Here is a 26,083-nt window from a genome sequence, read left to right as displayed (position 1 = left end):
GGCGGCAAGAGCTGGTACTTCATCACCACCGACTACGTCTTCGGCAAATCGCTGGAAAGCAACGCATCACGCTTCGTCGAGGCCGCGGGGGGCAAGGTCGTGGGCAGCACACGCCATCCGCTTGGCGCGATGGACTTTGCGTCGTTCCTCATCCAGGCTCAGTCGTCCAAGTCCGACGTCGTGGGCCTGGCCAGCGCCGGCGGCGACCTGGTCAATCTCATCAAGCAGGCGCAGGAGTTCGGCCTGGCGGGCGGCAAGCAGCGGATGCTGACGTTCCTGACCTTCATCAACGACGTCCACGCGATGGGGCTGCCCGTTGCGCAGGGGCTCACCTTCCCCACCGGCTTCTACTGGGATGCCGACGAGGACACCCGCGCCTGGACGCAGCGCTGGCAAAAGAAGATGGGCGTCACGCGCGCACCGTCCATCGTCCAGGCCCTGAGCTACGTGGCCACCACGCATTATCTGCAGGCCGCGCAGGCCGCCGGTACCTTTGATGCCACGGTGGTCAACAAGAAGATGCGCGAGTTGCCCATCACCACCAAACTGATCAAGAATGCCCGGGTGCGCCCCGAGGATGGCCGCGTCATCATGGACCTGTATCTGGTCGAGGTCAAAAAGCCCGCCGAGTCCAAGCATCCGAACGACTACTACCGCATTCTGTCCACGGTGCCTGGCGAAAAGGTCTTCGTGTCGCTCGCCGACAGCGAATGCCCGCTGGTCAAGAAATAGGTCCCGCCGGGTGCGCCGGATGCCGGTCCGGCCGCAGGGTGCAAGCAATTACATAAGGGAGACAACCATGAAGTGCTATTGCGTCGTCAATTTCCGCGAACCTCTGCAGGAAATGGACCAGCCCACCCCCACGCCGCAAGGGTCGCAGGTCCTGCTCAAGGTCCGCGCGGCCGGCGTTTGCCACAGCGATATCCACTTGTGGGAAGGCGGCTACGACCTGGGCCAGGGCAGGACCCTGTCGCTCAAGGACCGGGGCGTGTCGTTGCCGCTGACCATGGGCCATGAAACGGTCGGCGCCGTCGTGGCGGCCGGCCCCGATGCTCAGGGCCTGGCCACCGACCGCAATTACCTCGTCTATCCCTGGATCGGCTGCGGCAAATGCCCGTCGTGCATCGCCGGCATGGAAAACCACTGCACCGCGCCCGCCTGCCTGGGCGTGCATCGCGCCGGCGGCTATGCCGACCACATCGTCGTACCGCATCCGCGCTACCTCATCGACATCGGCGACCTGGACCCCGCGCAGATCGCACCTTACGCGTGCTCGGGTCTCACCACGTACTCCGCGTTGCAGAAGATCGGCGCAGACATCTACCGCGAGCATCCCGTCGTGATCTTCGGCGCGGGAGGCCTGGGCCTGATGAGTCTGACGCTGATCAAGGCGCTGGGTGGCGCGGGCGCCATCGTGGTGGACATCGACCCCGCCAAGCGCCAGGCGGCGCTGGATGCGGGCGCGCTGGCGGCCATCGACGGGGCCGCCCCCGACGCCGCGCAGCAGATCATGCAGGCGGCAGGTGGCAAGCCGGTGCGGGCCGCGATCGATCTGGTCGGCGCACCGGCCACCACGTCGCTGGCGTTCGACTTCCTGACCAAGGGCGGCAAGCTCATCATCGTTGGCCTGTTCGGCGGCGGCTCCACCTGGCCCATCGCCTTGATTCCGATGAAGGCGCTGTCCATCATCGGCAGCTACGTGGGCAACCTGACCGAACTGAAGGAACTGATGGAACTGGTGCGGGCGGGCAAGGTGCCGCCGATGCCGGTCCACCGCCACGCATTGGCCGAGGCGGACAGCGTGCTGGCCTCGCTGCGTGAAGGCAAGGTCGTGGGCCGGGCGGTGTTGACGGTTGATTGAGGCTTTTGCGGCGATTGCGACTGAACGCGCCCGGCAGCGGGCGCGTTTTTTTTGACGCCTGAATTTTGACGCCTGCTTTGGACGCTCGCTTTGGACGCCTGCTTTGGGTCGCCTACCTTTGGACGCCTACGCCGGCCGCAATCGCGGATCGTAGATGAAGCGTTCGCGCCGCACCACCACGATATCCTCGGCGTCCGGATGCGCCGGATTGATCAGGAAGTTGCAGTCCGGCACGCCGCGGTACGGCACGATCGCGCTGGGCAGTTCCAGCAGCGCCGACACGCCCGACGCCACCCAGTTGTCGCCCACGGCCTGCGACGCTTCGGCAAAGGGCACCGCGTCCCAGAACGGATAATCGTCCTGCAGTTGCGCCAGCGACAGCGATTGACGCGCTTCGAAGATGCCATTGGGCACGGCCAGTTCGATCAGGTAGCGGTTGGCGTGCTCGGACGCGCGCGCCGCAAAATGCACCACCGTTTCCAGCACCGCCAGTGCGACGCTGGCCGAGGCATACACCACCGGTGTTCCCGGGCTGTTGTAGCGTCCGCCCACCGCGGCCGCGCCGGCGCCGGAGAGGTCGTCCGCCCGGTACTTGCCCGCCGTGGTGCCAATGCGCCAGAGCGAAACGTAATCGGTCATGCGTAAACGCCCGCGGCGGCGCGAGCCAGCGTGTCTTCGACGATGCGGCTGCTGGCGTCCGACGTCAGCAGCGACAGCGGCTTGACGTTGCCCAGCGCCGGCACGGGCGTGTTCAGCCACAGCACCGCTTCTTCGTCGCTGCCCAACACCTGACGGGCGACACGCACCACGCGGGCGACGCGGGCAAGCCGGTCGGATTCACCGAGCGGCAGCGCCTGCCCTTCGCGCGTCCAGCGCGACAGCGACGCCGCCTTGACCTCCGTGATCGCCATGATTTCCGATTTGGGCACCTGCAGGTAATCGGCGGCATCGTCGACCATCTGCGCGGGCAGTCCGCGGTGCACATCCCGGGCAATGTCGGTCAGCGGACTGTCGATCAGGCCGCGAAAAAGCTGCCTGGGGCGCGGCGGGCGCTTGGTGGAGGCGCCGCGCTTGGCGGGCGATTTGTCGGTCAGCGCGATGGTCATGATCTGCTCCGGACGCCGCGTGGACGAAGCGAAAGCCGGAGGAACCGGCCAAGCGTGCACTGCGGCTGAATTACCAAATTGAATTTATAATATCCCATTTGGAAATCGGCCTGCAAGGTGGCGTACGGCGTGCCGGCCGCATGCAGTGCTTTGCCCCCGTCCGCGGTCCCGTCGTGCACCATATTTGGGCCTATCATAGGCGGCGGCAAAACCCCCCCTCGCATTTCTCTCAAGGACACGCAATGACGGACCGGCAGCTCACGATACTCGCGGCGATCAATCTCATGGTGGCAGTGGGCGCCGGGGCGTTCGGCGCGCACGGCCTCAAGCGCATCCTGACGCCAGAACTGCTGGCCGTCTGGCAGACCGGCGTCATGTACCACCTGGTCCACGCGCTGGGCATCTTCATCATCGCGTTGCTGGGCGCCCGCTTCGGGTCGCCGCTGCTGTCGGCCGCTGGCGTCGTCATGTTCGTCGGCATCGTGCTGTTTTCGGGCAGCCTGTACCTGCTGACGCTGACCGGCACCCGTTGGCTCGGCGCGGTGACGCCGTTCGGCGGAACGGCCTTCCTGGCCGCCTGGGCGATGGTCGCCATTGCCGCCTACCGCGCGCAGAGCTGAAAGCCCTTCCCGTTCTTTACCCATCCGTTCTTCACCCTCCGGCGGCAGGAACCGCCACCCTTGCAGGTTTCAGATGTCCCCAAGCACCGCATTACCCGCCGTCCGTGAACATTCCGCCGCCGCAGGCATCGCCTGCGTGGCGGGCGGCATCTTCTTTCTGACGCTCAGCGACGCCAACGCCAAATGGCTGGGCGCCAGCTACAACCCGCTGCAGATCCTCTTTCTGCGCGCGCTGATCGCGCTGCCCTTCGTGACCGCGCTGGCCCTGTGGCTGGGCGGACGCCGCGTGTTGCGCACGACGCATCCCGGCCTGCACCTGACGCGCGGCGCCATCAACGTGGTCTCGGCCTGTTGCTTCTATCTGGGATTGCAGGCGCTGCCGCTGGCCGAGGCCACCGCCATCGCGTTCGCCGCGCCGCTGTTCGTCACGGCGCTGTCGGTGCTGATCCTCAAGGAACGCGTGGACGGCAAGCGCTGGCTGGCGGTGCTGGCGGGCTTTGCCGGCGTNNGCCGCCACCCTGCTGCCGCTGACCACCGCCCTGCTCTACGCGGTCATGATGATCACCGCGCGCGGCATCAACCGGGCAGAAGGCATGCTGACCACCACTTTCTACATCGTGTTGGGGCAACTGGTGTGCAGCGCGATCGGATTGCCGTGGGTGTGGCGCGCGCCGGCCATGGAAGACCTGCCCTATTTTGGCGGCGTGGCGCTGTTCAGCACGTTGGGCCTGGCGCTCATCACGCAGGGATTCCGCATCGGGCCCGCGTCTGTAGTGGCGCCTTTCGACTACACGGGTCTGGTCTGGGCCACGATCCTGGGATGGATCTTCTGGCGCGAGGCGCCCGACGCCTATGCGTACCTGGGCGCCGTGTTCATTGCCGGCAGCGGCGTGTACATCGCCGTGCGCGAAGCGCGCGGCAAATCGCGCCGGCGTGCCGCCACCTGAAGCTGCCCGCGTTATTCGGTGGGCGGCGGAAAGTGCCGCCGCAACACACGGGCCACGTTCGGTTCCAACGCTGCTTCGCGGGCGACAGCGGTCAATGCCGGACACATCGCGCTGAACCACGACGGGCCGGGACGCCAATGCGTCATGACCGTCACATACAGGTCCAGCGCTGAAAAACGCCGCCCCAGCATGTGCGGCGCGCCGGCCTGGCGTTCCAGCTCCTGCCACAACTCGGCGCGGCGCGTGTGGACCCGTTCGCGCAGCAGGTCCACCGCATCGCCTGGCGTCGTCCACTGCGCGGGATCGTCGCCGTACGTGAAGGTCGGGTAGACCGCCGCCACGACCCGCACCAGCAGGTTCAGAAAGCGCGCCCGTTCCGGCTTGTCCGGTGCGGGGGCAAGACCGGCCTGCGGCGCCAGATCGTTCAGATGCAGGATCATCGCCGCGCTCTCGGTCATGACCTCGCCGTCGGGCAGGATCAGCGTGGGCACCTGCCCCAGCGGATTCAGATGCAGCAGCCGGTCCCGCTCGGGACCGGGCTTCAGGTACGGCACGTCCGTCAGGACGTGCGGCACATTGGCCAGCACCAGCGCCATCTCGACGATGGCGGAGCCGCACCCCGCGGACCCGATGAGCTCATAGGTCTTCATGACGGTCACCCTCCTGTTTCGGCCGGCGCCACCCGCAGCAGTTCGCCCGGGGAAGCGTCCGTCAGCACATACACATAACCGTCCGGCCCCTGCCGCACGTCGCGGATCCGGCGCTTGCGGTCGACCAGCAGCCTTTCCTTCTCGACCACGTTTTTGCCGTCGACGGTCAGGCGGATCAGGTTCTGGTTACCCAGCGCGCCGATGAAGAGAGAATTGCGCCAGGCCGGAAAGCGGTCGGCGTCATAGAACGCCATGCCGCTGATGGCGGGCGATTTCGGCCACCAGTAGACCGGCGGCTCCATGCCCGGCAGCGTCTCGCCCTTGGCTTCCGGAATCTTCAGACCCGAATAGTTGATGCCGTAGGTCGCCAGCGGCCAGCCATAGTTCTTGCCCGGCTGCACCACGTTGATCTCGTCGCCGCCGCGCGGCCCGTGTTCGTTTTCCCAGAGCTCGCCGGTCCAGGGATTGAGCGCCATGCCTTGCGGATTGCGATGGCCGTACGACCAGATCTCGGGCCGCGCGCCCTGCTTGCCCACGAAGGGGTTGTCGTCAGGCAGCGCGCCGTCGGCCTTGAGCCGCACGACCTTGCCCTGCAGCTTGTCCAGATCCTGCGCGGTTGGCCGCTGGTTGTTCTCGCCCAGCGCAATGTAGAGGTAACCCTTGCCGTCAAACACCAGGCGCGAGCCGAAATGCAGCCCGGACGACAGCTTGGGTTCCTGGCGGAAGATGACCTTGAAGTTTTCGAGTCCGCTGGCATCGTCGGCCAGCCGGCCGCGTCCCACGGCCGTGCCGCTCTTGTCGCCGTCCGACTCCGCATACGACAGATACACGTAGCGGTCGGTCGCAAAGTTTGGCGACAGCGCCACGTCGAGCAGACCGCCCTGGCCGCGCGCGGCCACCTTGGGCACGCCGGTCAGCGGCTTGGACAACCCGCCGGGCGTACGCAACAGCCGCAGATTCCCGGGACGTTCGGTGATCAGGATGCCGCCGTCGGGCAGGAACGCCATGGACCAGGGATGATCCAGGCCGCCGACAACGGGCATCACGCGCGCAGGCGCCGAGGGCGGTTCCTGCGAGGCTTGCGCAAGTGCGGGCGCAGCGGCGCAGGCCAGGGTCAAGGACAAGAGAAAGGGAATCGCGCGCGTGCTCGCGGCGGTGCGTGACTGCATGGACATCTCCGGCGGCGACAGATTGAAAAGCAGGCGCGGAAGGCATGACAGAGAGACGCGGGACCACTCGCGAATGGCATACCCGGTTGGCGTACCATAGCGCCCACGGACGGGAGCTCTCCCGTTCTTCCTTCCAGGAGTCTCCGACAGATGAAACTGTACTACATGCCCGGCGCGTGCTCGCTCGCTTCCCATATCGTGCTCGAGTGGATCGGCAAGCCGTATGAAACGCACAAGCTCAGCCGCGAGGCGCTCAAGGAGCCCGAGTTTCTACGGATCAATCCGATGGGCGCCGTGCCGGCGCTGACCGATGGCGACTGGACCCTGACGCAGAACGTATCCATCCTGGAATACCTGGCCGAACAGGCGCCCGAAAGCACGCTGCTGGGCGACGGCTCCGCGCGCTCGCGCGCCGAAGNNCCTGAAGGACGAAGGCGCGCAGAAGGAACTGGCCACGTCAGCCTCGGCGCTGCTGACCAAGCTGTTCGCGCAACTGGACGCGCAGCTGGCGGGCAAGTCCTATCTGGCAGGCGACGCGCCTTCGGTTGCCGACGCCTACCTGTTCGTCGTGCTGCGCTGGGCGCACGCCAAGGAAGTGGACCTGACCGGCCTTTCCAACCTGTCCGCGTTCTTCGAGCGCATGCAGGCCAACGCCGGCGTCAAGGCCGCGATGCAGGCCGAGGGGCTGTAAGGGTCTGCGCTGCCCGGCTGACGCCCGGAAGCCCTATTCCGGCGTCACGCCGGGCAGCGCCTCGCTCTCAAGGATCTTCTTGACGGCGGCCAGAAAGCGCCGCGCCAGCAGGGGCGGCGCGCTCAGATTGGAATGTGTCGCCCAGATCTCCACGCTGGCCTCGGGCGTGATCGGACGCAGCGCCATGTGCGCGGCCTGGTCCGGCGTGACGCACCAGGCATCCACCAGCGCTGGCCCCAGTCCCTGTTGCACGAACGAACAGGCGGTCACGGGCGAATGCACCTCGATCGCCGCCGCNNCAGTGGGGGCCTTCGCCAAAGAACGGCTGCAACGCGCGGCCCAGGGGCGTATCGCGCGGATAGCCGATCCACGCCGCCGACGAAAAGTCTTCCGGCCGCACCGCGTCGTGGCTGGTAAGCGGATGCCCGGGCGGCAGCACGCAAACCACCGGCACCCGCGCCAGCCGGACCGACGTCAGGTTCGGATGATCCGGCGGCTGCATGGAAATGCCGATGTCCGCCTGGCCCGACAGAAAGTACGCCGCCAGTTCGTCGAACGTCACGCTGCGGTAATCGACGCGCGCGCCCGCATTGCGACCGCGAAACCGCTCGAGCGCCATGGGGATCAGGCGCTGCCCGAAACTGGCGCTTGCCACGATCTTCAGCATGCCCGCGCCGGATTGCCCCAAACTGGCGGCGAGGTCGTTCACGCGCTGTATGCCGCCGTATACCTGCTCGACCTCGGCATACAGACGCCGCGCCTCGGCCGTAGGGGACAGCCGGCTCTTGACGCGCTCGAACAGCCGATAGCCCAGACGGCTTTCCGTCAGGGCAAGCACCCGGCTCACCGCCGGCTGCGACACGTGCAGCATGCGCCCCGCCCCGCTGATCGAGCCGGCCATCATGATGGCGCGGAACACCTCGATCTGGCGCAGGTTCAGCGGCCGCCCGGCGCTCGGCCCGGCCTCGTCGGCATACGCATCGGCTTCCATTTCTTCCCCTTTTCCAATAACGAGGGATTATAGGTTTGAGACATTTTTCGATGACGCAGTGCCGCATGGCCGGGTGTAATCTGCCCGCTCCACAAAACAAAACCAGGGGAAATNNCGCCGGCTATCCCGACAAGCCCGTCACTTTCGTGGTCCCGTCCGCCGCCGGCGGCTCGCCCGACGTGCTGTCGCGCCTGATCACCACGCAGATCGCCCGCGACACCGGCGCCACGATGGTCATCGAAAACCGCCCGGGCGCCGCCGGCAACATCGGCATCGCGCTCATCAAGCGCGCAGCGCCGGATGGCTACACGGTCGGCTACGGCAACATCAACACGCTGGCGGTGAACCGCTCGCTGTTCAAGCGCCTGCCGTACGACGTGGACAAGGACCTGACGCCCGTCGCGCACATGTTCGACCTGTACAACGCCCTGATCGTCCCGGCCGACTCGCCCGTCACCAGCGTGCAGGAACTGATCGACCGAGCCCGCAAGGAGCCGGGCCGCTTGTCGTACGGCGCGTCGGGCGTCGGCACCACCGGCCACATGGGCGGCGAACTCTTCAAGAGCATGGCCAAGCTGGACGTGATGTTCATCCCCTACAACGGCGGCCCCGCCGCCATCCAGGATCTGCTGGGCGGCCGCCTGGACTACCTGTTCGTCAACACCTCCGAGGCCGCGCCGCTGGTCAAGAGCGGCAAGGTCCGCGCCATCGGCGTCAGCAGCCTGAAGCGCCTGGCGCTGATGCCCGACGTGCCCACGCTGGNNGGAAGTGCGCCAGGGCCTGGCAACGCTGGGCGCCGAACCGGCCACCGGCTCCCCCGCCGACTTCAAAAAGCTGATCGATCGCGAAACCGCCAAGTGGCAGCAGATCATCGACAACGCCGGCATCGAAAAACTCGACTGAGCACGCTTCATGACGGCAGACACCATGCAGGCTGACTTCATCGTCGCGGGCGCAACGCTTATCGACGGCTCGGGCGGGCCCGCCACCCAGGGCGACCTGGCCGTGCGCCGCGGACGCATCGCGGCGGTGGGCAGCTTTGCCCATCCCGCCGGCGTGCCGGTCATCGACGGCCGGGGCCAGGTCCTGGCGCCGGGCTTCATCGACTCGCACACCCACGACGACGGCTACCTGCTGGCGCATCCCGACATGCTGCCCAAGGTGTCGCAAGGCATCACCACCGTCGTCACCGGCAACTGCGGGATCAGCCTGGCGCCGCTCGCGCGCAGGCAGATCCCGCAGCCGCTCGACCTGCTGGGTCCGCCGGCGCTGTTCCGCTTTGGCTCCTTCCGCGCCTGGATGGACGCCCTGCGCGACACGCCCGCCGCCGTCAACGTGATTCCGCTGGTGGGCCACACCACCTTGCGCGTCGCCGTCATGGACGACACCTCGCGCGCGGCCAACGACGCGGAACGGGCCGCCATGCGCGAACTGATGCAGGAGGCCCTGGACGCCGGCGCGTTCGGCGTATCGACCGGCACCTTCTATCCGCCGGCCAGCGCCGCGCCCACGGACGAGATCATCGACGTGTGCCAGCCGCTGCGCGGCCGCGCCGGCATCTACGCCACGCACCTGCGCGACGAGGCCGACCACATCGTGCCTGCCATGGAAGAGGCGCTGCTCATCGGCCGCGAAACCGATTCCCGCGTGGTCTTCTCGCATCACAAGCTGGCGGGCGAACGCAATCACGGCCGCACCCGCGAAACGCTGGACCTCATCAGCCGCGCCGCGGCCGCGCAGCCCGTCTGCCTGGACTGCCATCCCTATCCCGCCACCTCGACCATGCTGCGGCTGGACCGCGCGCGGCTCGCCAGCCGCACGATGATCACCTGGTCCACGGGCTACCCCGAGGCCACGGGCCGCGACTTCAGTGACGTCATGGCCGAGCTGGGCCTGGACGACGAAGCCGCGGTCGCCCGGCTGGCCCCGGCCGGCGCTATCTATTTCCTGATGGACCCGGCGGACGTCAAGCGCATCTTCGCCCACCCGCTGACCATGGTCGGCTCGGACGGCCTGCCTTTCGACCCCCATCCGCACCCCCGCCAATGGGGCACGTTCACCAACGTGCTGCGCACCATGGTGCGCGAGCAGAACCTGCTGTCGCTCGAAGCCGCCATCCACAAGATGACCGGATTGGCCGCCGCCCAGTACGGCGTCGCCGGGCGCGGCCAGCTCCGGGAGGGGTATCATGCTGACCTGGTGCTGTTCGATCCCGCCACCGTCACCGACGTGGCCACTTTTTCAGCGCCCATTCAGGCAAGCCGGGGCATCCACGCCGTGTGGGTCAACGGCAGGCAGGTCTGGGACGGGGAACGGACGGGCACCGAACGCCCGGGCCAGGTCCTGACGCCCGGTGATGCATGAGCACGGAGTACTTAAAGTGAAGACGTTTTCCCAGGGCTGCTACCTGGGTGTATTGGGCGGAATGGGTCCCATGGCCGGCGCGGCCTTTGCCCTCCGCCTGGCGGCGCTGACGCCCGCCACGGTTGACCAGCAACACATCCCCACCCTGCTGCGCAACGATCCCCGCATTCCCGACCGCTCCAGCGCCTACATGGCCGGCGGCGAGAATCCCCTGCCCCACATGGTCGATGGCGTGCGCTTCCTGGAACAGGCCGGCGCCCAGCTCATCGCCATTCCGTGCAACACCGCCCACCTGTGGTTCGACGATATCGCCGCGTCCACGCGTCTGCCGGTGCTGCACATCATCGAAGCGGTCATCGAAGACCTGCGCCGCCTTGGCCTGCCCAGCGGCCGCATCGGCCTGATGGGCACCGCCGCGACACTCAAGCTCGGCCTTTACCAGCGTCNNCCTCGAAGCCCAGGGCTACGAGTGCATCGTGCCTGACGACGACGAAGTCGAACGCTTCTGCATGGGCTCGATCCGTGCGGTCAAGGGCAACCAGCTCGAAGACGCCTTCGCGCCCGCCGCCGAATGCATCACGCGCCTGAAGGCCCGCGGCGCCGACGCCGTGGTGCTGGGCTGCACGGAACTGCCCCTGGCCGTGCCGCACGCCCTGCGCCCCAGCCTGGGCGTGACGCTCACCGACTCCATCGACGCCCTCGCCCGCGCCGCCATCGCGCACTACCAGGCCGACCAGCCGGCCGAACGCATCGCCGCTTAAAAAAAAGGGCGCATCTTTCGATGCGCCCACTTCCTTCGCGGGGAAGAGGTCAACCGCCCAGGTACGCCTTGCGGACCTTGTCGTTGACCAGCAGATTGGCGCCGGTGTCCTGCAGGACCACGCGGCCGTTTTCCAGCACGTAACCGCGGTCCGCCACGCCCAGCGCCTTGTTGGCATTCTGCTCGACCAGGAACACGGTCACGCCCTGCTCCCGGATCTCGCGGATGATGTCGAAGATCTGGGCGATCACCAGCGGGGCCAGGCCCAGCGTCGGTTCGTCCAGCAGCAAGAGGCGCGGCCGGGTCATCAGCGCGCGGCCGATAGCCAGCATCTGCTGTTCGCCGCCCGACATCAGGCCGGCGCGCTGGCTGGCGCGTTCCTTCAAGCGCGGAAACAGCCCGTAGACGTGGTCGATGCCCGCCTCGATCTCGTCGCGCTTCGAAAAGAAGCCGCCCATCATCAGGTTCTCGGCGACCGTCAGGTCCTTGAACACGCGCCGCCCTTCAGGCGAAATGGCGATGCCACTGCGCATGATGTGGTGCGTGTCCTTGTTCGTGATGTCCTCGCCTTCGAACGTGATCTTGCCTTCGCGCGCCCGGGGGTTGCCGCAAACGGTCATCAGCAGCGTCGTCTTGCCCGCGCCGTTGGCGCCGATCAGCGTGACGATCTCGCCCTGGTTGACGTCCACCGACACGCCGTTCAACGCCTGGATGGCGCCATAGTACGTGTGTATGTTTTCCAGCTTCAGCATCATTCCTCCCCCAGGTACGCCTTGATGACGCGCTCGTCGTTGCGCACCTGCTCGGGGGTGCCGGTCGTGATGGGCTTGCCGTGTTCCATGACCAGAATGCGGTCCGAAATGCCCATGATCAGGCTCATGTCGTGCTCGATCAGCAGCACGGCCACGCCGAATTCGCGGCGAAGCTGGTCGATGAGCGATTGCAGATCGCGCTTTTCCTGAGGATTCAGGCCGGCTGCGGGCTCGTCCAGCATCAGCAGGCGCGGCTTGGTGATCATGCAGCGCGCGATCTCCAGGCGCCGCTGGTGGCCATAGGCCAGATTGCCGGCTTCCCGATTGGCGAACTCGCGCAGGCCCATGAAATCCAGCCACTGCGCCGCGCGCGACAGCGCTTCGGATTCAGATTGGCGGTAGCCACGGGTCTTGAGCAGGCCGGGAAGCAGGCGGGATTCCACCTGCGTATGCTGCGCGACCAGCAGGTTTTCCAGCACCGTCAGCTGCTTGAACAGGCGCACGTTCTGGAACGTGCGCACGAGCCCATGGCGCGCCACCTTGTGGCTGGCAAGACCCGTGATGGGCTTGCCGTCCATGATGATCTCGCCGGCGGTCGGCGCGTAAAAGCCGCCCACGCAGTTGAACACGGTGGTCTTGCCCGCCCCGTTTGGGCCGATGATGGCAAAGACCTCGTCGGACATGACCTCGAAACCCACGCTGTCGACGGCCAGGAGGCCGCCGAACCGCATGGTCAGGCCGGAAACTTTCAGCAATGCCTCGCTCATTTAGCCAGCTCCACGTGGGGACGCTTCATGGGCAACAACCCCTGCGGACGCCACATCATCATCAATACCATCACCAGACCGAACATCAGCATCCGGTACTCGGCGAACTCGCGCGCCAGTTCGGGCAGCACGGTCAGCAGGATGGCAGCGAGGATCACACCGACTTGCGAACCCATGCCGCCCAGCACCACGATGGCCAGGATCAGCGCGGACTCGATGAACGTGAAGGACTCCGGATTCACCATGCCCTGGCGCGCCGCGAAGAACGCGCCGCCAAAGCCGGCAAACATGGCGCCCAGCGTGAACGCGGACAGCTTGATGCGGGTGGGATTCAGGCCCAGCGAACGGCAGGCGATCTCGTCTTCGCGCAGCGCCTCCCAGGCGCGGCCGACCGGCATGCGGATCAGGCGCGTGGACACGAACAGCGTCACCAGCGCAAGCAGCAGCGCCATCATGTACAGGTAGATCACCATGTCCTGGTTCTGGAACGTCAGCCCGAAGAACTCATGGAACGTCGTGCCGCCCTCGGTGCTGGGACGGCGCGTCATTTCCAGGCCGAAGAACGTGGGCTTGGGAATCCCGGAAATGCCGTCCGGACCGCCGGTGACCTGGTTCAGGTTGATTAGCAGCAGGCGGATGATTTCACCGAAGCCCAGCGTCACGATGGCCAGGTAGTCGCCGCGCAGCCGCAGCACCGGAAAGCCCAGCACGAAGCCGAACAGCGCCGACATCGCGCCGGCAAACGGCAGCGCTTCCCAGAAGCTCCAGCCGCCCCAGTGATAGAGCAACGCGTAGGTATAGGCGCCGACGGCGTAAAAGCCCACGAAGCCCAGATCCAGCAGCCCGGCAAAGCCGACCACGATGTTCAGGCCCAGGCCCAGCATCACGTAGATCAGCACCAGCGTGGCGATGTCCACCGAACTGCGGCCCGCGAAGAACGGCCAGATCACCGCAATGGCAAGCAGCAAGAACATAAGCGGCTTGTGGTTGCGGGCCGGCGCCGATGACAGCGTCGGCAAGCTGGTCTTCAACTTTTTGAACGGCATGGCAAGCCACGGCCGCAGCAGCTGGAACACGAACACCACCGCCGCGGCCAGCGCCACCAGCGACCAGTTCGACTCCATCGACGTGCGCGCGCCCTGGCGGATGAGCTGCAGACCGAAGACCGGGGTGACGATGACCGCCGTCAGCACGGCCGCCATCGTGGCGTTTTTGAGATTGTTGGTCGACATCAGACTTTTTCCACCTCAGGTTTGCCCAGCAGCCCGGTGGGACGGAACAGCAGAATCAGGACCAGCAGCGAGAACGCCACGATGTCCTTGTACTGCGACGATATGTAGGCAGCCGCAAAGGTTTCGGCCAGGCCCAGCAACACACCGCCCAGCATGGCGCCGGGGATGCTGCCGATGCCGCCCAGCACCGCGGCCGTGAAGGCCTTGATGCCGGCCAGGAAGCCGATGAAGGGATTGAGTTTGCCGATGGTGATGGCGATCAGCACGCCACCGACCGCCGCCAGGATCGCACCCATCACGAACGTGAACGAGATCACGCGGTTGGTGTCGATGCCCAGCAGGTTGGCCATGTGCATGTCCTGCGAGCAGGCGCGCGATGCGCGGCCCATGCGGGAATACTTGATGAACAGCGTCAGCGCGATCATCAGCACCACCGTCACCACGATGATCATGAGGCGCGAGTACGGCACCGTCACATCGAAGTCCGAGCCCATGTGGAACTGCATGGCGCCAGACACCAGCGAGGGCACGGCCATGTCGCGCGCGCCCTGACCGAGGGCCACCCAGTTCTGCAGGAAGATGGACATACCGATGGCGGAGATCAGCGCCACCAGACGGGGGCTGCCGCGCACCGGCCGATACGCCACGCGTTCGACCGAAAAACCGTAGATGCCGGTTACCGTGATGGCCACGAGCAGCATGGCCGCGATGATGAACGGGGTCGGCAATCCGCTGTTGGTGCCAATCGCCGTCAAGGTGACCAGGCCCACATAGGCGCCGATCATATAGATTTCGCCGTGGGCGAAATTGATCATACCGATGATGCCGTAGACCATTGTGTAGCCGATGGCAATCAGCGCATAGATCGCTCCCAGGGACAATCCGTTGAAGAATTGCTGGGTAAGTTGGGGTATGAGGTCGGACATGATTCCATTGCTCCAAATAGTTCCGGCTCCGGTAGTGAGACCCGGAGCCGGAAACCTGGGCGTATTTTATAAGGGCCTGCCGGCGCCGCCTTGCCGGCCGCACAGCGCTTTTGGCGCATCGCTACGCGGATTACGGCAAGACGGAGACAGCAGGCCCTACACGCCGGCAACACGCCGGCGGGATCGCGAGTTTACAGCTGGGTCTTCTTTCCGTCCTTGTCCCACTTATAGACGGCGAACTCAAAGTCCTTCAGATCGCCCTTGGCATCGTATTCGACCTTGCCGATGCCCGTGTTGAACGTGGTCTTGTGCATGTAGTCAGCGACCTTGGCCGGATCTTCGCCGACCGCGTTGATGCTGTCCGCCAGGATCTGGACCGCGGCGTAGGCCGGCATCTGGAAGGCGCCGTCCGGATCGCGCTTGGCGTCCTTGAAGGCCTTGACGATGCTTTCGTTGCCCGGCAGCTTGGTGAAGTCGGCGGGCAGCGTGACCAGCAGGCCGTCGATGGCCGGACCGGCGATCGCCACCAGATCCTGGTTGGCCGTGCCTTCCGGACCCATGAACTGGACCTTCAGGCCCTGTTCACGCGCCTGGCGCAGCAGCAGGCCCAGCTCGGGGTGATAGCCGCCGAAGTAGACCAGGTCCACGCCCGAGGACTTCAGCTTGGTGATGATGGCCGAGTAGTCGCTGTCGCCGACGTTGATGCCTTCAAACAGCGCGACGTTGACCTTTTCCTTGGCCAGCGCGTCCTTGACCTGCGTGGCCACGCCCGAGCCGTAGGTCTGCTTATCGTGCAGCACGGCAACCTTCTGCGGCTTCAAGGTCTTGGCGATGTAGCCGGCGGCGTACGGACCCTGCTGGTCGTCGCGGCCGATCGTGCGGAAGAAGAAGTGCGGCTTGATCGTGTCGGTGACCAGCGGCGACGTGGCGCCCGGGGTAATGCCGACGATGCCCTCTTCCTCGTAGACCTTCACGGCGGCGACCGTGACGCCCGAGCACGCATGGGCCACGGCGAACTTGGCGCCGGAGTTGACCACGCGGTTGGCGGCGGGCACGGCCTGTTTGGGTTCGCAGCCGTCGTCGATCAGGATCGGCTCGAGCTTCTTGCCCTTGACGCCGCCCTTGGCGTTGATGGTCTCGATGGCGGTCAGTGCGCCGGCCTGGATCTGGTCGCCGTATTGGGTGTTGGGACCGGTCATGGGCTGGGGAATGCCGATCTTGATCGTGTCGGCGGCGTGCGCGGCGCCAGCCAAGGCAAGTGCCCCAAGCGCCATGGCTACCGGGGTAAGGCGATTCAGAAACTTCATGCGGAGTTCTCCAGCGAGGTTTTGAGCGGCTCTGTCCAACACGGTTTATCGGGAGAGTACCCCTACGTCCGCATTGCCCGTCGCCGGCTTCTTGGGCAAAAACACGGTGTGGGCGGTATTCTGAAAGCAAGCCGTCATACTGTCACTGCGTGTAATCCCCAATATTTCACGCAAGGCTTTTATTCGTGACGGATAGTGCGCGTAGTGCCGTGAATTCGTTGGATAAATCGCAATTTCGACTGTGTTGCCTGCTGGCGCTTCCCTGGGATTTGTGGTTGGTCCATTTATATGAAAAGGCATTAATACGGCGTTTAAGCTCGCATTTAAATACAGTGCTTACGCCGGACTTACTGGATGCTGCCCAAATGCCGCTCAGATAATGTCCGGCACATTAATGAAAAACGCGCGTCCGGCTGAAATCAGCATCGGACGCGCGCATGCATTGCGCCGCGCAGGCGGGTTGGATTTCGTCTAGGCGTTCGCGGGCTTTGCCAGATTCCACATCAGGGCACGGAACGGCGCCAGCATGCTGATATTGACGACCAGCTTGATCGCCAGGTCGCCCAGCATCCACGTCACCCAAGGCGCACCGCTGGCGGCGAATGCCACACTGAAGAACACCGCCGTATCCAATATGGCGCCCAGCACGCCGGACAACAGCGGCGCCCGCCACCAGCGCTGGTCGCGCAGGCGGTCGAACACCTGGATGTCGACGAGCTGCGCGCAGATATAAGCCAAACCCGAAGCGAGCGCGATCCGCGGCGACGCCACCCATACCGACACGGCCAAGGCGGCGGCAAAGCCAAACCACACCACACGCCGGGCGGCGGCCGGGCCGAAACGGCGGTTGAGCACGTCGGTGACCAGAAACGCCACCGGATAGGACAGCCCGCCCCATGTCAGCCAGTCATTGAGCGGCACCTGGACCAAGATGTTGGAGCCGACCACGACGGCCAGCATGCACAGCACCGATATGCCGAATTGCAGGCGGGTCATCGCAGGAAAGCGTGCGGCGGACGGCTTCATTTGACGCCCGCCCCGGCCCAACCGCGCGCCCAGGCATCGGACGCGCTGCGCGTCAACCGCGCGTTGCCGCAGCGCCACTGACGTGTCCAAGCCACAACACCTTGCATGTTCCGTGTCTCGGCCGCGAACAGGCGGCCGACCAGCGTCCGGACCTCGCCCGAGTCCCCCTCGGCACTCGTCTCGCCGGCCCGCGCGGCGCGGGCATCTTCCTCGTTTATGTCAATGACATGAACGCCACTGACGGCGCATACTTTGGCACCCGCGCGCGAGGCGCGCGCAGCCATGGCGCGGGTACGGCCGATGAACGCAATCGAAAGTTCGTTTTCCATAGGCCGCGATTGTAATCGCTGCACTCCCTGCGCTAAACGGGGGACAAATGTTCGTTCGCGCCTGAAACGCGCAATTTGACAGGCGTTTGTAGTGATGTGAAAGTCACGGTTTTGTCACAAACAATTCATAAGGTGTCGTGTTTCATGCGCCCGGACAACCCGTGCGCAACACGCCCAACTGGAGAACCCTTTATGCGATCCCATCGTATTGCACTGACCTTTGCCGCCATCATGACGGCTTTCGCCGGCGCTTCCGCGCAAGCAGCCACCGAGATCCAGTTCTGGCATTCGATGGAAGGCGCCCTGGGCGACCGCGTCAATGGCCTGGTCGAGGAATTCAACAAGCAGAACCCCGACTACCAGGTCAAGGCCATCTACAAGGGCAACTACGGTGAATCCATGAACGCCGGCATCGCCGCGTTCCGCGCCGGCAACGCGCCGGACATCCTGCAGGTCTTCGAAGTCGGCACCGCCACCATGATGTACGCCAAGGGCGCCATCAAGCCGGTGCAACAGATGTCCGAAGAAGCCGGCAACCCGATCGATCCCAAGGAATTCATTGGCGCCGTGGCCGGTTACTACTCGTCGGCCGACGGCAAGCTGGTGTCGATGCCGTTCAACAGCTCGACCGTCGTCTTCTACTACAACAAGGACGCCTTCAAGAAGGCTGGCCTGGACGCCGACAATCCTCCCAAGACCTGGGAAGAACTGGCCGCCGCCGGCCAGAAGCTGAAGGCCGCTGGCCAGGAATGCGGCTACACCACGTCGTGGCCGTCGTGGACCCAGCTCGAGACCTTCTCGGCCTGGCACAACGTGCCGTACGCCACCAAGGACAACGGTTTCGGCGGCCTGGATGCGCGCATCGCCATCAACACCCCGCTGCACGTGCGTCACCTGGAAAACCTGGCCAAGCTCGGCAAGGAAGGCATCTTCATGTACGGCGGCCGCGGCGACGAGCCGAACTCGCTGTTCATCAGCGGCAAGTGCGCCATGATCACCGGTTCGTCCGGCCTGCGCGCCAACATCGCCAAGAACGCCAAGTTCGAATTCGGCACCTCGACGCTGCCCTACTACGCCGACGTGCAAGGCGCGCCGCAGAACACCATCATCGGCGGCGCCTCGCTGTGGGTCTTTGCCAACAAGAAGCCCGAAACCTACAAGGGCGTGACCGCGTTCTTCAAGTTCCTGGCCAGCCCCGAAATCGCCGCCCGCTGGCACCAGCAGACCGGCTACGTGCCCGTCACCAAGGCCGCCTACGAGCTGACCAAGAAGGAAGGCTTCTACGACAAGAACCCGGGCACCGAAGTCGGCGTCAAGCAACTCAACGTCGAAACCACCGCCCAATCGCGCGGCCTGCGCCTTGGCTTCCTGCCCCAGATCCGCGAGATCGAGGACGCTGAAATCGAACGCATCGTCTCGGGCAAGGTTGCTCCCAAGGACGGCGCCGAGAACATCGTCAAGCGCGGCAACGAGCTGCTGGAAAAGTTCGAGAAGAGTGTAAAGTAACGCCCTTTCGCGCGACCTGACCACTGCCTTGTCAATCGGAATTTTCCATGTTGCGACAAGGACATACGAGGCTTAAAGCCCTGGTTTTTCAGGGGCTTTAAGCCTATCGTGCTTTTTATGAGTGCCGGTGCTTTCGGGCTCCGGGCGCCACACGCGACATGCGCGCTGGCGGTTTCAGGCGGCGGTTATTTCAACCGCCGCTTTTCTGTACCTTGGGTTCCCCCTATGGAAAAACGCGTTGTATTCGGGCACAAGACCTTGCCCTATCTGCTGCTCCTGCCGCAGCTGATCATTACCGTGGTGTTCTTCTTCCTGCCCGCCGGACAAGCCATGTGGCAGTCCATGCGCCTGGAAGATCCCTTCGGTCTGTCCTCGCAGTTCGTCGGCCTGGACAACTTCATGGATCTGTTCTCGCAACAGAGCTACCTGGATTCCTTCCGCGTCACCGCCGTGTTTTCGGTGCTGGTGGCCGGTGTTGGCCTTGGCGTGTCGCTGGTGCTGGCCGTGATGGCCGACCGCGTGATCCGCGGCGCCGGGCTCTACAAGACCCTGCTCATCTGGCCGTATGCCGTGGCGCCCGCCGTCGTCGGCGTGCTGTGGCTGTTCCTGTTCTCGCCGTCGGTCGGCATCCTGGCCGTTGCCTTGCGCAAGTCGGGCGTGGACTGGAACCCCCGCCTGGACGGCAATCAGGCGATGACCCTGGTGATCATCGCGGCCGTCTGGAAGCAGGTGTCCTACAACTTCCTGTTCTTCCTGGCCGGTCTGCAATCGATTCCGCGTTCGCTCATCGAAGCCGCCGCGATCGACGGCGCCAGCCCCGCGCGCCGCTTCTGGACCATCGTCTTCCCGCTGCTGTCGCCCACCACGTTCTTCCTGCTGGTGGTCAACATCATCTACGCCTTCTTTGACACGTTTGCCGTGATCGACACGACGACGCAAGGCGGCCCGGGCACGGCGACCTCGATCCTGGTCTACAAGGTGTACAGCGACGGCTTCCGCGGTCTGGACCTCGGTTCGTCCGCCGCCCAGTCCGTCGTCCTGATGTTCATTGTGGTTGCCTTGACGGTCGTACAGTTCCGGTACGTCGACCGCAAAGTGCAGTATTGATTTTGTCCGAGGCTGATAACAATGGTTGAACGCCGTCCCTGGCTGGATATTCTGGCCCACGTCATTCTGCTTTGCGGCGTGGCGATGGTGGCATTTCCGCTTTACGTCACTTTCGTCGCGTCCACCCAGACCGCGCAGGAAGTGGCTCAGGCGCCGATGTCCCTGATTCCCGGTCCGCATTTCGTGGACAACTACATGCAGGCGCTTTTTGGCGGTTCGTCAGGCGGCTCGTCGGGCGCGCCCGTCGGCCGCATGATGTACGTGAGCCTGATCATGGCGCTGGCGATCTCGATCGGCAAGATCGCGATCTCGCTGCTGTCGGCTTTTGCGGTCGTGTACTTCCGCTTTCCGGGCCGCATGTTCTTTTTCTGGATGATCTTCGTCACGCTCATGCTGCCGGTCGAAGTCCGCATCGCCCCCACCTACAAGGTCGTGGCCGATCTGGGCCTGCTCAACAGCTATGCGGGCCTGACTTTGCCGCTGATCGCTTCCGCCACGGCCACGTTCCTGTTCCGCCAGTTCTTCCTGACGGTGCCGGACGAACTGATCGAGGCTGCACGCATCGACGGCGCCGGTCCTGTGCGCTTCTTCTTTGATGTGCTGCTGCCCTTGTCCAAGACCAGCATCGCCGCGCTGTTCGTGATCCAGTTCATCTACGGCTGGAACCAATACCTGTGGCCCCTGCTGGTCACCACGCAGGAAGACATGTACCCCGTCGTCATCGGCATCAAGCGGATGATCAGCGGCGGCGACAGCGTGACCGAATGGAACATCACCATGGCCACCGCCATGCTCGCGATGATCCCGCCGGCGCTGGTCGTCATCCTGATGCAGAAATGGTTCGTCAAGGGTCTGGTCGACACTGAAAAGTGATCGCGCCCATCCCTCGCCTACCGAAAACGACTTCGAACACGAATATCTCATGGCTACTCTCAGCTTCCGCAACGTCAAGAAAACCTATGCCGGCAACGTGCCGGTCATCCATGGCATCGACATGGACGTCAAGGACGGTGAATTCATCGTCATCGTCGGCCCGTCGGGCTGCGGCAAATCCACGCTGATGCGCATGGTCGCCGGCCTGGAAACCGTGACCAGCGGCGACATCGTCATCGACGACAAGGTCGTCAACAACCTGGAACCCGCCGAGCGCGACATCGCCATGGTGTTCCAGAACTACGCGCTCTACCCGCACATGACCGTGTTCGAGAACATGGCCTATGGCTTGAAGATCCGCAAATTCTCCAAGGACGAGATCAAGAAGCGCGTCGACATCGCCGCGCAGATCCTGGAACTGGGTCACCTGCTGGACCGCCGTCCGCGCGCGCTTTCGGGCGGCCAGCGCCAGCGCGTCGCGATGGGCCGCGCCATTGTGCGTGAACCCAAGGTGTTCCTGTTCGACGAGCCGCTGTCCAACCTGGACGCCAAGCTGCGCGTGGCGATGCGTCTGGAAATCATGAAGCTGCATCGCCGCCTGGGCACTACCAGCCTGTACGTGACGCACGATCAGGTCGAGGCCATGACGCTGGCCCACCGCATGATCGTCATGTATCAGGGCGTTCCGGAGCAGATCGGCACTCCGATGGAAGTGTTTGAAAAGCCCGCCTCGACGTTCGTTGCCGGCTTCATCGGCTCGCCCCCGATGAACCTGATGGAGGTCCAGGTGGCTGGCGACGGCACGGTGCAGACCGCCGACGGCAACCAGCTTGAGATCTCGCCGCTGCAGGTTCCCTCGCAGGTCCGCGGCCGCAAGATCATCATGGGCATGCGCCCCGAGCACATGCTGCTGAACACCCAGGGCATTCCCGCCGAAGTCGAAATGGTCGAGACGTTGGGTTCCGAGCAACTCGTGCACGCCCGCTGCGGCAAGAGCACGCTGGTCGTGCGCTGCACGACGCGCCAGCTTTCCGAGTCGTCCGCCAAGGTCGGCATGCAGGTCAACGTGGGCCCGGACGGCCGCCATCCCCTGCACTGGTTCGAGGCCGACACCGGCCGCCGCGTCCAGGGCCTGTAAAGCGGCGGGGCGTCAGCCCCCCCTGCCCTGCGCCCTGCAAAAACAAACCGGGCCACAAGCTGATCGCTTGCGGCCCGGTTCTCTTTTGCAGCGCCTGATGCGTGTGGCCGGGTGCACTGCACCCGACCCGCGCCGCCGTTCGTTCGCGTGAAGCGAGCCGGAATCGGCCCGCCGTCCGGCGATTTACTTGTAGACGGTCTTGGAGCCGTCCTTGTGCCAGGTGAACACGTCGAACTGGAAGTTCGTCAGGTCACCCTGCTTGTTCCATGACACCTTGCCGATCGGCGTGTCGAAGGAATTGGCGTGCAGGTACTTGGCGACCTTGGTGGGATCGTCCGAGCCCGCGCCTTTGATGCCGTCCGCGATGACTTGCGTGGCGGCGTAGGCGGTCATCTGGAACGCGCCGCTGGGGTTGCGCTTCTTGGCTTCGAACGCCTTGACGATGTCGGCATTGGCGGCGTTCTGCGTGAAGTCGGCCGGCAGCGTCAGCAGCATGCCTTCGACGGCGTCGCCCGCGATGGCGTTGATGTCCGGGTTGCCCGTGCCTTCCGGACCCATCCACTTGGCCTTCACGCCCTGCTCGGCCGCCTGGCGCAGCAGCAGGCCCATTTCGGGGTGGTAGCCGCCGTAGTAGACGAAATCCACGCCCTGGCTCTTGAGCTTGGTGATGACTGCCGAATAGTCGCTGTCGCCGGCATTGATGCCTTCGAACACGGCGACGGCCACGCCGCCCTTTTCCAGGTCGTTCTTGACCGCAGTGGCGATGCCCTGGCCGTACGACTGCTTGTCGTGCAGCACGGCGACCTTCTTCGGCTTGATCCTGTCGAGGATGAACTTGGCGGCGGCGGGACCTTGCTGGTCGTCACGGCCGATGGTGCGGAAGATGAACTCGTAGTTCTTGCCGTCGGTCAGCGCCGGCGACGTGGCCGACGGGGTGACCATGACCACGCCTTCGTTGTTGTAGATGTCGGCCGCGGCGATGGTGGCGCCCGAGCACACGTGGCCCACGACAAAACCGATCTTGCTGTTGACGACGCGGTTGGCGGCGTTGGGACCCTGCTTGGGTTCGCAGCCGTCGTCGATGACCACGGTTTCCAGCTTCTTGCCATTGATGCCGCCGGCGGCGTTGATGCGCTCAACTGCGGTATCGACCCCTTCACGGACCATATCGCCATACTGCGTGACCGCGCCGGTGGTGGGGCCGACGACGCCGATCTTGATGGTCTGCGCGTGCGCGGCCGCGCCAAACGTCAAACCAGCGGCGACGCCCAGCGCTGCGATAACCGGGGTCAGACGGAAAACTGGCTTCATGAGTGGACTCCTCGAATGACTTTTAATCGTTGATCCATCAACGGGCTGACGGCCGGAAACGTAGATGTCATGCCCGTTGGCGGTGCATTTGCCCGGCAAGCATACACTGAAATTTCGCGGCTTTTGGGCCGGTTGGCGCAGGGTTTTCCGGGGTTTTTTTATTGCACCGCGGCATGATTCGCACCGCCGGCCTTATTCCGAACGCCGTATATGCAAAAGACCATTAATTCGTTTGAGTTACTAAACGGCGGCGGCATCATGTGCCGCATGAGACTCCAACCGATAATCGTCCCGGGCTGGAAAAACTCCGGCCCCGACCACTGGCAGTCCCGGTGGCAGGCCCTGTTGCCCAACGCCCGGCGCATCGAGCAGCACGACTGGGAAAATCCCCGCGCGGCCGATTGGATATCCCGTCTGACCGCCGAGGTCGATGAAGCCCGCAGCCCGGTCCTGCTCGTCGCGCACAGCCTCGGCTGCCTGATCAGCGCCGCCCTGCCCGTGCCCTTGCGCGCCAAGGTCGCCGGCGCGCTGCTGGTCGCGCCCGCCGACGTCGAACGCGCCGACATGCCCGATTGCCTGCGCGGCTTCGCGCCAATTGCGCGCCAGCCGCTGCCCTTCCAGAGCGTGGTGGTTGCCAGCGACAACGATCCCTATTGCGCGCTGGAACGCGCGCGCATCTTCGCGGCGGACTGGGGAAGCCGTGTCGTCGTCCTGCCCGGCGCAGGCCATATCAACGCGGAAAGCGGCCTGGACGACTGGCCGCAGGGGCTCAAACTGCTGGGCGCGCTGCGCCGCCGAGCTTCGTGGCGAATTCCGCCGCCGGCCAAACGCATTCCGCCGGTTCCGGTGTACGACTTGTAGGCGACGTTCCCGCCGTAAAAAAAATGGCCGCCCATCCGGACGGCCATTCAATTTGAGCCTGTGGAATCGGCCGCCTTCCCTGAAGAGAGCGGGCCGTACTGTTTACTGCAGCAGGCTGCGCAGCATCCACGCGTTCTTTTCATGCACGTCCAGACGCTGAGTCAGCAGGTCGGCCGTGGGCTGGTCGTTGGCGGCGTCGGCTTTTTCGAAAGCAGCGCGCGCGGTCTTGGCGACCGATTCGTTGCCGTCCACCAGCAGGCGCACCATTTCCAGCGCGTCCGGCACGGTTTCCGGTTCAGAGATGGACGACAGCTTGGCGTATTCGCGATACGTGCCCGGGGCATAGTGGCCCAGCGCGCGGATACGCTCGGCGATGCTGTCCAGCGCGTTCCATTCTTCGGTGTACTGCGTCATGAACATCTGATGCAGCGTGTTGAACATGGGCCCCGTGACGTTCCAGTGGAAGTTGTGCGTCATCAGGTACAGCGTGTACGAGTCGGCCAGCAACTTGGACAGTTCGCCGGTAACCGCGGCGCGGTCCTTGTCCGAAATACCGATGTTGATGCGCGGAACGCTCGAGGTCTTCTTGGTGGACTTGGCCATTGCTAGCTCCTATGGAAAAAGGCGGAAATAAGAATACCACTGCAAACACGACAGAACAGGCGTTGTGGAGGCGCTGTTCTCACGATGGGCTGCGACCAATTGACGCGGTTCAAAGGGCGCGCCTTACGCAAGGACGCCCACGCAAAACCGCGCCGGCCATTGGCCGCGGTTTAGCGTTCAATCCTGCACGGCCGCCGCTTCGCCGGCCAGCATCTTCACGCCCGGCAGCTCACATTCATAGACGGCCTGCGCCAGCGCTTCGATTGCCGCCAGGCGCGGAAAGCTGCGCCGCCATGCAAGGACGACGCGGCGCTCGGGCACATGGCCTTCGAACGGCAGATAGCGCAACAGACTGTTGGAGGGCGGGTTCTCAGGGACGGCGGTGACCGGAAGCACGGTGACGCCGATGCCGGCCGCGACCATGTGGCGGATGGTTTCGAGCGAGGAGCCTTCGAAGGTGCGCTGGATGCCATCGCTGGCGGCCGAAAAGCGCGACAGCTCAGGACAGACTTCAAGCACCTGATCGCGGAAGCAATGGCCACTGCCCAGCAGCAGCATGGTCTGCTGTTTTAGGTCCTGGGCGTCGATGGACTTGCGCTGGGCCAGTTCATGGTCGTTGGGCACCGCCACCACGAAGGGCTCGTCGTAGAGCGGCTGCATAACCAGGCCGGCTTCGGGCAGCGGCAAAGCCATGATGGCGCAGTCGATCTCGCCTTGGCGGAGCAGTTCAACGAGACGGACGGTGAAGTTTTCCTGCAGCAGCAGCGGCATCTGGGGCGTGCGGCCGATCTGCACGGGCACCAGCTTGGGCAGCAAGTATGGGCCGATCGTGTGGATGACGCCAACGCGTAGCGGGCCGGCCAGCGGATCGTGGCCCTGCCGGGCGATCTCCTTGATGCTGGCGCTTTCCTCGAGCACCTTCTGCGCCTGCGCGACGATGCGCTGGCCGATGGGCGTCACCCCGACTTCGGAGCCGCCGCGTTCGAACAGGGTCACGCCCAGTTCGTCCTCCAGCTTGCGGATGGCCACGGACAGCGTCGGCTGGCTGACGAAACAGGCCTCGGCCGCGCGGCCAAAGTGCCGCTCGCGGGCGACGGCGACGATGTACTTGAGTTCGGTGAGAGTCATGGTGGACTACGCCCCCCGGGGTTACGCGCCGGCCCGGTGGCCGGCGCTTGAGGATTCA

Annotated in this window: 24 protein-coding genes and 5 pseudogenes; 13 read left to right on the top strand and 16 right to left on the bottom strand. The window is 64.8% G+C overall.

Translation table 11 applies throughout. From position 1 onward, the window contains the following. Positions 1 to 732: ABC transporter substrate-binding protein (locus B3446_RS02225; RefSeq protein ID WP_291377114.1), on the top strand; the 732-nt coding region annotated here is incomplete at its 5' end. 67 nt (positions 733 to 799) lie between these two features. After that, positions 800 to 1,861 (top strand): alcohol dehydrogenase, encoded by a 1,062-nt coding sequence (locus tag B3446_RS02220; protein ID WP_291377112.1) that lies wholly within the window; start codon positions 800 to 802, stop codon positions 1,859 to 1,861. 126 nt (positions 1,862 to 1,987) lie between these two features. On the opposite strand, the gene B3446_RS02215 is transcribed toward B3446_RS02220, so the two are convergent. Both B3446_RS02215 and parS read right to left on the bottom strand, forming a co-directional pair. After that, the gene (locus B3446_RS02215; protein WP_191578706.1) at positions 1,988 to 2,500 is read right to left on the bottom strand and encodes an RES family NAD+ phosphorylase; all 513 of its coding nucleotides are present in this window, start codon (positions 2,498 to 2,500) and stop codon (positions 1,988 to 1,990) included. Beyond that, positions 2,497 to 2,967 (bottom strand): type II toxin-antitoxin system Xre/ParS family antitoxin, encoded by a 471-nt coding sequence (parS, locus tag B3446_RS02210; RefSeq protein WP_191578705.1) that lies wholly within the window; start codon positions 2,965 to 2,967, stop codon positions 2,497 to 2,499. Before parS ends, B3446_RS02215 begins: the two co-directional genes overlap by 4 nt. A gap of 242 nt (positions 2,968 to 3,209) precedes the next feature. Between parS and B3446_RS02205 the strand changes: the two genes are divergently transcribed. After that, positions 3,210 to 3,587: a DUF423 domain-containing protein gene (locus tag B3446_RS02205; RefSeq protein WP_175121616.1), complete on the top strand. Its 378-nt coding sequence runs from the start codon at positions 3,210 to 3,212 to the stop codon at positions 3,585 to 3,587. A gap of 73 nt (positions 3,588 to 3,660) precedes the next feature. Then, positions 3,661 to 4,534, top strand: a pseudogene (locus B3446_RS02200) (DMT family transporter). 11 nt (positions 4,535 to 4,545) lie between these two features. On the opposite strand, the gene B3446_RS02195 reads toward B3446_RS02200, so the two are convergent. Beyond that, positions 4,546 to 5,184, bottom strand: coding sequence for a glutathione S-transferase family protein (locus tag B3446_RS02195; protein WP_175121618.1), 639 nt, complete (start codon positions 5,182 to 5,184; stop codon positions 4,546 to 4,548). 5 nt (positions 5,185 to 5,189) lie between these two features. Then, positions 5,190 to 6,353, bottom strand: coding sequence for a PQQ-dependent sugar dehydrogenase (locus tag B3446_RS02190; RefSeq protein WP_291377108.1), 1,164 nt, complete (start codon positions 6,351 to 6,353; stop codon positions 5,190 to 5,192). Between the two features lie 150 nt (positions 6,354 to 6,503). Here B3446_RS02190 and B3446_RS02185 point away from each other — a divergent pair. Further along, positions 6,504 to 7,044: pseudogene (locus tag B3446_RS02185) on the top strand (glutathione binding-like protein). 33 nt (positions 7,045 to 7,077) lie between these two features. Here B3446_RS02185 and B3446_RS28535 read toward each other — a convergent pair. Then, on the bottom strand, positions 7,078 to 7,467 hold the full coding sequence (locus B3446_RS28535; RefSeq protein WP_414632399.1) for a LysR substrate-binding domain-containing protein: 390 nt from the start codon (positions 7,465 to 7,467) through the stop codon (positions 7,078 to 7,080). 82 nt (positions 7,468 to 7,549) lie between these two features. Next, positions 7,550 to 7,945 (bottom strand): annotated as a pseudogene (locus B3446_RS28530) (LysR family transcriptional regulator); the annotation flags it as partial. A 155-nt stretch (positions 7,946 to 8,100) separates the two neighbouring features. On the opposite strand from B3446_RS28530, the pseudogene B3446_RS02175 reads away from it, so the two are divergent. The 3 genes and pseudogenes from B3446_RS02175 to B3446_RS02165 all read left to right on the top strand — a co-directional run bounded on the left by B3446_RS02175 (position 8,101) and on the right by B3446_RS02165 (position 11,160). After that, positions 8,101 to 8,938, top strand: a pseudogene (locus tag B3446_RS02175) (Bug family tripartite tricarboxylate transporter substrate binding protein). A gap of 9 nt (positions 8,939 to 8,947) precedes the next feature. Next, positions 8,948 to 10,399: an N-acyl-D-amino-acid deacylase family protein gene (locus tag B3446_RS02170; protein ID WP_291377106.1), complete on the top strand. Its 1,452-nt coding sequence runs from the start codon at positions 8,948 to 8,950 to the stop codon at positions 10,397 to 10,399. A 70-nt stretch (positions 10,400 to 10,469) separates the two neighbouring features. Then, positions 10,470 to 11,160, top strand: a pseudogene (locus B3446_RS02165) (aspartate/glutamate racemase family protein). Between the two features lie 49 nt (positions 11,161 to 11,209). Here B3446_RS02165 and B3446_RS02160 read toward each other — a convergent pair. From B3446_RS02160 to B3446_RS02130, 7 genes are all read right to left on the bottom strand, one after another. After that, positions 11,210 to 11,911, bottom strand: a complete 702-nt coding sequence (locus B3446_RS02160) for an ABC transporter ATP-binding protein (protein WP_175122001.1) — start codon at positions 11,909 to 11,911, stop codon at positions 11,210 to 11,212. Then, positions 11,911 to 12,678, bottom strand: a complete 768-nt coding sequence (livG, locus tag B3446_RS02155; RefSeq protein ID WP_175121625.1) for a high-affinity branched-chain amino acid ABC transporter ATP-binding protein LivG — start codon at positions 12,676 to 12,678, stop codon at positions 11,911 to 11,913. Before livG ends, B3446_RS02160 begins: the two co-directional genes overlap by 1 nt. After that, positions 12,675 to 13,910 carry a high-affinity branched-chain amino acid ABC transporter permease LivM gene (locus B3446_RS02150; RefSeq protein ID WP_175185331.1) on the bottom strand — a complete coding sequence of 412 codons (1,236 nt, stop codon included), beginning with the start codon at positions 13,908 to 13,910 and terminating at the stop codon, positions 12,675 to 12,677. The genes livG and B3446_RS02150 overlap by 4 nt, the downstream gene beginning before the upstream one ends. Then, a complete protein-coding gene (gene livH / locus B3446_RS02145) occupies positions 13,910 to 14,836 on the bottom strand; it encodes a high-affinity branched-chain amino acid ABC transporter permease LivH (protein WP_175121627.1) in 927 nt (308 codons plus the stop codon). The genes B3446_RS02150 and livH overlap by 1 nt, the downstream gene beginning before the upstream one ends. Positions 14,837 to 15,027: 191 nt before the next feature. Further along, complete coding sequence (locus tag B3446_RS02140; protein WP_105238831.1) at positions 15,028 to 16,143, bottom strand: high-affinity branched-chain amino acid ABC transporter substrate-binding protein; 1,116 nt, start codon at positions 16,141 to 16,143, stop codon at positions 15,028 to 15,030. A gap of 471 nt (positions 16,144 to 16,614) precedes the next feature. Then, positions 16,615 to 17,169 (bottom strand): queuosine precursor transporter, encoded by a 555-nt coding sequence (locus B3446_RS02135; protein WP_191578695.1) that lies wholly within the window; start codon positions 17,167 to 17,169, stop codon positions 16,615 to 16,617. Further along, a complete protein-coding gene (locus B3446_RS02130; protein WP_291377102.1) occupies positions 17,166 to 17,498 on the bottom strand; it encodes a hypothetical protein in 333 nt (110 codons plus the stop codon). The genes B3446_RS02135 and B3446_RS02130 overlap by 4 nt, the downstream gene beginning before the upstream one ends. 192 nt (positions 17,499 to 17,690) lie before the next feature. Between B3446_RS02130 and ugpB the strand changes: the two genes are divergently transcribed. The 4 genes from ugpB to B3446_RS02110 all read left to right on the top strand — a co-directional run bounded on the left by ugpB (position 17,691) and on the right by B3446_RS02110 (position 22,122). Continuing rightward, the gene (gene ugpB / locus B3446_RS02125) at positions 17,691 to 19,004 is read left to right on the top strand and encodes a sn-glycerol-3-phosphate ABC transporter substrate-binding protein UgpB (RefSeq protein ID WP_175121629.1); all 1,314 of its coding nucleotides are present in this window, start codon (positions 17,691 to 17,693) and stop codon (positions 19,002 to 19,004) included. 225 nt (positions 19,005 to 19,229) lie between these two features. After that, positions 19,230 to 20,111: a sn-glycerol-3-phosphate ABC transporter permease UgpA gene (gene ugpA / locus B3446_RS02120; protein ID WP_175185333.1), complete on the top strand. Its 882-nt coding sequence runs from the start codon at positions 19,230 to 19,232 to the stop codon at positions 20,109 to 20,111. Positions 20,112 to 20,132: 21 nt separating this feature from the next. Then, the gene (gene ugpE, locus B3446_RS02115; RefSeq protein ID WP_175121631.1) at positions 20,133 to 20,984 is read left to right on the top strand and encodes a sn-glycerol-3-phosphate ABC transporter permease UgpE; all 852 of its coding nucleotides are present in this window, start codon (positions 20,133 to 20,135) and stop codon (positions 20,982 to 20,984) included. A 49-nt stretch (positions 20,985 to 21,033) separates the two neighbouring features. Next, positions 21,034 to 22,122, top strand: a complete 1,089-nt coding sequence (locus tag B3446_RS02110; protein WP_175121632.1) for a sn-glycerol-3-phosphate import ATP-binding protein UgpC — start codon at positions 21,034 to 21,036, stop codon at positions 22,120 to 22,122. 183 nt (positions 22,123 to 22,305) lie between these two features. On the opposite strand, the gene B3446_RS02105 is transcribed toward B3446_RS02110, so the two are convergent. Further along, positions 22,306 to 23,433, bottom strand: a complete 1,128-nt coding sequence (locus B3446_RS02105) for a branched-chain amino acid ABC transporter substrate-binding protein (protein ID WP_291377096.1) — start codon at positions 23,431 to 23,433, stop codon at positions 22,306 to 22,308. 267 nt (positions 23,434 to 23,700) lie between these two features. Between B3446_RS02105 and B3446_RS02100 the strand changes: the two genes are divergently transcribed. Further along, complete coding sequence (locus tag B3446_RS02100) at positions 23,701 to 24,294, top strand: RBBP9/YdeN family alpha/beta hydrolase (RefSeq protein WP_191578693.1); 594 nt, start codon at positions 23,701 to 23,703, stop codon at positions 24,292 to 24,294. A 102-nt stretch (positions 24,295 to 24,396) separates the two neighbouring features. On the opposite strand, the gene B3446_RS02095 is transcribed toward B3446_RS02100, so the two are convergent. Then, on the bottom strand, positions 24,397 to 24,897 hold the full coding sequence (locus B3446_RS02095) for a Dps family protein (protein WP_175121647.1): 501 nt from the start codon (positions 24,895 to 24,897) through the stop codon (positions 24,397 to 24,399). A gap of 177 nt (positions 24,898 to 25,074) precedes the next feature. Then, positions 25,075 to 26,025 carry a LysR substrate-binding domain-containing protein gene (locus tag B3446_RS02090; RefSeq protein WP_175121648.1) on the bottom strand — a complete coding sequence of 317 codons (951 nt, stop codon included), beginning with the start codon at positions 26,023 to 26,025 and terminating at the stop codon, positions 25,075 to 25,077. Between the last annotated feature and the right edge of the window lie 58 nt (positions 26,026 to 26,083).

Source organism: Achromobacter sp. UBA5777, assembly GCF_002418565.1.
Lineage (GTDB): Bacteria > Pseudomonadota > Gammaproteobacteria > Burkholderiales > Burkholderiaceae_B > Achromobacter > Achromobacter animicus.
This window is presented reverse-complemented; position numbering and strand designations above follow the sequence as displayed.

Bases quoted from the DNA above. Each gene is read 5' to 3' on its own strand.
- B3446_RS02140 (WP_105238831.1), bottom strand. From the start codon at position 16,143: ATGAAGTTTCTGAATCGCCTTACCCCGGTAGCCATGGCGCTTGGGGCA.
- B3446_RS02170 (WP_291377106.1), top strand. From the start codon at position 8,948: ATGACGGCAGACACCATGCAGGCTGACTTCATCGTCGCGGGCGCAACG.
- B3446_RS02150 (WP_175185331.1), bottom strand. From the start codon at position 13,910: ATGTCGACCAACAATCTCAAAAACGCCACGATGGCGGCCGTGCTGACG.
- ugpE (WP_175121631.1), top strand. From the start codon at position 20,133: ATGGTTGAACGCCGTCCCTGGCTGGATATTCTGGCCCACGTCATTCTG.
- B3446_RS02095 (WP_175121647.1), bottom strand. From the start codon at position 24,897: ATGGCCAAGTCCACCAAGAAGACCTCGAGCGTTCCGCGCATCAACATC.
- parS (WP_191578705.1), bottom strand. From the start codon at position 2,967: ATGACCATCGCGCTGACCGACAAATCGCCCGCCAAGCGCGGCGCCTCC.
- livG (WP_175121625.1), bottom strand. From the start codon at position 12,678: ATGAGCGAGGCATTGCTGAAAGTTTCCGGCCTGACCATGCGGTTCGGC.
- B3446_RS02220 (WP_291377112.1), top strand. From the start codon at position 800: ATGAAGTGCTATTGCGTCGTCAATTTCCGCGAACCTCTGCAGGAAATG.
- livH (WP_175121627.1), bottom strand. From the start codon at position 14,836: ATGTCCGACCTCATACCCCAACTTACCCAGCAATTCTTCAACGGATTG.
- ugpB (WP_175121629.1), top strand. From the start codon at position 17,691: ATGCGATCCCATCGTATTGCACTGACCTTTGCCGCCATCATGACGGCT.
- B3446_RS02110 (WP_175121632.1), top strand. From the start codon at position 21,034: ATGGCTACTCTCAGCTTCCGCAACGTCAAGAAAACCTATGCCGGCAAC.
- B3446_RS02195 (WP_175121618.1), bottom strand. From the start codon at position 5,184: ATGAAGACCTATGAGCTCATCGGGTCCGCGGGGTGCGGCTCCGCCATC.
- B3446_RS02160 (WP_175122001.1), bottom strand. From the start codon at position 11,911: ATGCTGAAGCTGGAAAACATACACACGTACTATGGCGCCATCCAGGCG.
- B3446_RS02130 (WP_291377102.1), bottom strand. From the start codon at position 17,498: ATGGAAAACGAACTTTCGATTGCGTTCATCGGCCGTACCCGCGCCATG.
- B3446_RS02105 (WP_291377096.1), bottom strand. From the start codon at position 23,433: ATGAAGCCAGTTTTCCGTCTGACCCCGGTTATCGCAGCGCTGGGCGTC.
- B3446_RS02190 (WP_291377108.1), bottom strand. From the start codon at position 6,353: ATGCAGTCACGCACCGCCGCGAGCACGCGCGCGATTCCCTTTCTCTTG.
- B3446_RS02090 (WP_175121648.1), bottom strand. From the start codon at position 26,025: ATGACTCTCACCGAACTCAAGTACATCGTCGCCGTCGCCCGCGAGCGG.
- B3446_RS02100 (WP_191578693.1), top strand. From the start codon at position 23,701: ATGAGACTCCAACCGATAATCGTCCCGGGCTGGAAAAACTCCGGCCCC.
- B3446_RS02135 (WP_191578695.1), bottom strand. From the start codon at position 17,169: ATGAAGCCGTCCGCCGCACGCTTTCCTGCGATGACCCGCCTGCAATTC.
- B3446_RS02215 (WP_191578706.1), bottom strand. From the start codon at position 2,500: ATGACCGATTACGTTTCGCTCTGGCGCATTGGCACCACGGCGGGCAAG.
- ugpA (WP_175185333.1), top strand. From the start codon at position 19,230: ATGGAAAAACGCGTTGTATTCGGGCACAAGACCTTGCCCTATCTGCTG.
- B3446_RS02205 (WP_175121616.1), top strand. From the start codon at position 3,210: ATGACGGACCGGCAGCTCACGATACTCGCGGCGATCAATCTCATGGTG.